Origin of the sequence: Caldibacillus sp. 210928-DFI.2.18 (genome assembly GCF_020554505.1) — a bacterium.
Lineage (GTDB): Bacteria > Bacillota > Bacilli > Bacillales > Caldibacillaceae > Caldifermentibacillus > Caldifermentibacillus hisashii.
This window is the reverse complement of the sequence record NZ_JAJCHL010000147.1, coordinates 1-4362: the sequence shown is the minus strand read 5'-3', so window position 1 is coordinate 4362 and position 4362 is coordinate 1. Positions and strand designations below refer to the sequence as shown.

The following is a 4362-nucleotide window of genomic DNA, read 5'->3' as shown; positions in this document are numbered from 1 at the left end:
GGTTGATTTCTCAAATGACTTTCTGCATGTGATTCGTTCAGCAGCCCCTAATTAATATCGTAACACTACGAGTAGTAAAGGATGAACAGTATGTCAGACTTATTATTACTACCAGATCTTAAAACAACAGAACCACCACAAGAAAATGAAAGCGATATGATGTTTAAAGTGGAAGCAATCGAACCGCCTGAACGTTGTCCTGAATGTGGTTTTGATAAGTTGTATAGGCATGACTCACGAAAGCAACTAATTATGGACTTGCCCATTCGTTTGAAGCGAGTGGGCTTACAACTAAAGCGTAGACGTTATAAATGTCGTGAATGTGGTTCTACCTTTTGGGAACGTCTTATTTCTATTGACGAAAAACGTAGCATGACTAAAAGGTTGTTAAAGTCCATTGAAGAGCAGTCTATGTCCAAGACCTTTGTGGATGTCGCTGAAAGCGTCGGTGTAGACGAAAAGACCGTAAGAAACGTCTTTAAGGACTATGTAGCATTTAAAGAACAAGAATACCAATTTGAGACTCCTAAATGGCTTGGAATAGATGAAATACATATTATCCGTAAACCTCGTCTTGTATTGACTAATGTTGAACGTAAAACCATCTTTGATATTAAGCCTAATCGTAATAAGAATACTGTTATACAAAGGCTTTCAGAGATTGGTGATAGGCATTACATTGAATACGTCACAATGGATATGTGGAAGCCTTACAAAGATGCAGTAAATACTGTTTTGCCACACGCTAAAGTAGTTGTAGATAAGTTTCATGTAGTCCGAATGGCTAATCAAGCATTAGATAATGTTAGGAAGTCTCTCAGAGCCAATATGACAGCCAAAGAAAGGCGTACCCTTATGCGTGAAAGGTATATCCTTCTTAAACGAAAGCATGACTTGAATGAAAGAGACTCATTTCTTTTAGATACTTGGTTAAGTAATAGCTCTGACCTAAAAGAAGCCTATGAAATTAAAGAAGAGTTCTACATGATATGGGATACAGATGATTCTGACGAGGGGATGGATCGTTATAGATATTGGAGACAACGTTGTTTATCCAGTAACTCTAAAGACGCATATAAAGACCTTGTTAGAGCTGTAGACAACTGGCAGGATGAAATCTTCAACTACTTCGATAAAAGGCTCACTAACGCTTATACAGAGTCCATTAATAGTATTATTAGGCAAGTAGAACGAATGGGTAGAGGTTACTCCTTTGAAGCCTTACGAGCCAAAATACTTTTTAATGAAAAACTACATAAGAGACGTAAGCCACGTTTTAATTCGAGTGCGTTCAGCAAAGCTATATTATACGAAACTCTCAATTGGTATGAAGTGACAGACCACAACATAACAGACAACTATGGTGTTGATTTTTCCACACTAATTAAGAAATTGGAGAAGGGTGGAATATAAGCCCTTTTCCACCATAAAATCCGAATACCCTCATTTTTTAGTTGTATCGCCTATTGTACTCGAATCTCGTTCGTGTTTCATCATGTTTCCTCCATGCATATAATAGAGAAACAGCGAGAAAGTGAGGGATAGGGGGAATGTCGAAACATGAGCAACCAAAGTTTCATATAGGTGATCGTGTGGCAATCGATCAAAACGGTTTGGTTTCGGAAATCAAGAAAATTTACCAAATTGGTGGAGAATGGTTTTATCAAGTGAAGGACAGCCACGATTTGTATTTTGAAAAGAATTTGCTGGCTTGGAAGGACCATAAGAAAAACATTATTTTACAGAAACAGGAAAATGTTCAAATCGAATATCGTTTCCAGTTTGGAGATATTGTTCGGGTTAATGGCTACGGGCAAGATTTATTTGTAATAATCGGCTTTCGGGCAGAAATCTGGAGGTATAAAGATTCAGCATGGGAAGATTTTATTTATGAATGTTCACGACTTTATGATGGAGCTTGGGTTGAAGCGGGAGAAGATGAGTTAACTTATATAACAAATGAGGAAAATGCAAAGAAATTATTGAATGCCAAAAAGCAACAGGGAAAAAAAAGCCCTTTATTAATCGCATCGCAAAAAATGCAAAATCGTAAACAGGATATGGAAAATATTGATTCTTTACTCGATCTTTATAATGACTATCAATATTTATATTTAAATTTTGGTGAGTCCGGTTATCAAAAAAAGATGAAAGAAATCCTGAAAAAATTGGAAGCATTGTCCAAACACCGTTTTCAAAACAATGAGTAAAGTGAAACTTCAATCAGCGGGAGATTTCGACTCTTCCCGCTGATTGTTACTTTAAAAAAATAAAAAAAAAATAGGAACTTCCGGCCAAAGTATTCGTATAAATAAGCGAATATCATTGGAAAGGAGTTTTATAGATGTCATTTTTTAATAAAATGCTCGCCAGTGTCGGGATCGGTAGTGCACAAATTGACACGAAATTAGAAAAGGATCGTTTGAAACCGGGAGAAACGATCAGCGGGAGTATCGAAGTGAGAGGGGGAAATGTCGAACAAAATATTGATTCCCTATACTTAAATGTATACACAAATTTTATCAGGGAAACGGACGATCGGAAGGTAACAGATGTAGCGAATATCGGACATTTTTTTATCTCTGAATCTTTCACCATCAAACCCGGAGCACTCAAAGAGATTCCGTTTTCTTTTCAATTACCTTATGATACACCTGTCACATACGGAAAAACAAAAATATGGGTTGCCACCGGTGCAGATATAAAAAGTTCCGTAGATCCGACCGACAAGGACTACATTAAAGTTGATCCGGGGAATTTAGCGGCAGCTGTCATTAATTCGATATATGATATAGGTTTTAGACTTCGAAATGTCGATTGTGAAGCAGCACCGCGTTTTTTACGGACAAGTTTACCAATTATTCAAGAATTTGAATTTGTACCATATTCCGGTCCGTTCCGTGGTAAATTAGATGAACTGGAAATGACATTTTTTAATCAGTCCGAACATCAAGTTGACATATTAATGGAAGTTGATCGAAAGGCTCGCGGTTTGACTTCTCTTTTTTCCGAGGTTCTCGAGATGGACGAATCGAAAGTCCGTCTCACGGTTACATCTAATGATCTAGCCAACATGAAACACAAACTTCAAGATGTTATATCACGTTACACCCATTGATTTATTGCTTGCCATTTTAATATCTTAAAGTCCTATGAAGGTTGCAGCTTGCATAGGACTTTAATCATTTATCAGTTAACCTTTCCTTTTTTCAGCTGAGTAAATATCTTTTCCATGTGCTTCCTGTTCTGCGATTAAAGCCTCTTCCGAAATGTTATTTTTTTTCTTTGGCTGGTTAATTCGGTTCCGATGCTTTTTACCCAAGTTTATTCCTCCCTTGCAAAAATTCCTTCTCTTATATGATGGAATGATTTGTTCATAAATATCCTAATTTTTATTGAAAAAATTCAACATTGCCTCTTTTAATATGGTATATTGAATGTGTCAATAATAGTATAGGATCATTAAAGGAGGAATTTTAGATGAGTACGCATATTGGTGCAAAAGAAAATGAAATTGCTGAAACAATATTGCTACCTGGAGACCCGTTACGTGCGAAATATATTGCCGAGAATTTTTTAGAAAACCCGGTCTGTTATAATGAAGTTCGTAATATGCTAGGATTTACGGGAACCTATAAAGGAAAAAGAGTGTCCGTACAAGGAACGGGTATGGGTATCCCATCAATCTCAATCTACATAACAGAACTTATGCAAAGCTATAACGTTCAAAATTTAATCCGTGTTGGTACATGCGGGGCGATTCAAAAAGATGTAAAGGTTCGTGACGTTATTTTAGCCATGTCAGCCTCAACAGACTCACAAATCAATCGGAAAATTTTTGGCGGTGCGGTCGATTATGCCCCAACAGCCAATTTTGAGTTGTTGAAAAATGCTTACGATGCCGGAATCCAAAAAGGTTTGCATCTAAAAGTTGGGAATGTGTTCAGTGCCGATCTATTTTACGATGATTATGCTGAACATGAAAAATGGGCAAACTATGGTATTTTAGCCGTTGAAATGGAGGCGGCTGCACTTTATACATTGGCTGCAAAATTTGGACGGAAAGCATTGGCGATTTTGACGGTTAGTGATCATATTTTAACCGGTGAAGCCACATCGGCCGAAGAAAGGCAACTAACCTTCAATGACATGATTGAGGTAGCTTTAGAAGCAGCTGTTCAATAATTATTTAATTTGCTAAAACGGGCTGGCTTTGTAATGTCGGTTTTCAAGATGAAACTTCAATCAGATATAATATATCGATAGATAGTGTTCTGATTTGGAAACCGGTTATTGCATAAACCGGCCTTTTTTATACGTTAAGAAAGTATAAATTTCCAGCAAAGAAGCGAATTCGACGTA

5 protein-coding genes are annotated in these 4362 nt (G+C 37.0%); 4 read left to right on the top strand and 1 reads right to left on the bottom strand.

What is annotated here, in order from left to right; genetic code table 11:
• Positions 1 to 90: 90 nt before the first annotated feature.
• The 3 genes from LIZ98_RS16960 to LIZ98_RS16950 all read left to right on the top strand — a co-directional run bounded on the left by LIZ98_RS16960 (position 91) and on the right by LIZ98_RS16950 (position 3118).
• Positions 91 to 1413, top strand: a complete 1323-nt coding sequence (locus LIZ98_RS16960; RefSeq protein WP_041846675.1) for an ISL3 family transposase — start codon at positions 91 to 93, stop codon at positions 1411 to 1413.
• Between the two features lie 137 nt (positions 1414 to 1550).
• A complete protein-coding gene (locus LIZ98_RS16955) occupies positions 1551 to 2210 on the top strand; it encodes a hypothetical protein (RefSeq protein ID WP_227140346.1) in 660 nt (219 codons plus the stop codon).
• Between the two features lie 134 nt (positions 2211 to 2344).
• Complete coding sequence (locus LIZ98_RS16950) at positions 2345 to 3118, top strand: sporulation protein (protein ID WP_227140347.1); 774 nt, start codon at positions 2345 to 2347, stop codon at positions 3116 to 3118.
• 75 nt (positions 3119 to 3193) lie between these two features.
• On the opposite strand, the gene LIZ98_RS16945 is transcribed toward LIZ98_RS16950, so the two are convergent.
• A complete protein-coding gene (locus LIZ98_RS16945; RefSeq protein ID WP_095141340.1) occupies positions 3194 to 3322 on the bottom strand; it encodes a hypothetical protein in 129 nt (42 codons plus the stop codon).
• A gap of 158 nt (positions 3323 to 3480) precedes the next feature.
• On the opposite strand from LIZ98_RS16945, the gene deoD reads away from it, so the two are divergent.
• A complete protein-coding gene (gene deoD, locus LIZ98_RS16940; RefSeq protein ID WP_034770518.1) occupies positions 3481 to 4185 on the top strand; it encodes a purine-nucleoside phosphorylase in 705 nt (234 codons plus the stop codon).
• Positions 4186 to 4362: the final 177 nt, after the last annotated feature.

What these genes read in the sequence shown, in the direction of transcription:
- LIZ98_RS16960 (WP_041846675.1), top strand. Translation starts at nt 91, where the DNA reads ATGTCAGACTTATTATTACTACCAGATCTTAAAACAACAGAACCACCA.
- LIZ98_RS16955 (WP_227140346.1), top strand. Translation starts at nt 1,551, where the DNA reads ATGTCGAAACATGAGCAACCAAAGTTTCATATAGGTGATCGTGTGGCA.
- LIZ98_RS16950 (WP_227140347.1), top strand. Translation starts at nt 2,345, where the DNA reads ATGTCATTTTTTAATAAAATGCTCGCCAGTGTCGGGATCGGTAGTGCA.
- deoD (WP_034770518.1), top strand. Translation starts at nt 3,481, where the DNA reads ATGAGTACGCATATTGGTGCAAAAGAAAATGAAATTGCTGAAACAATA.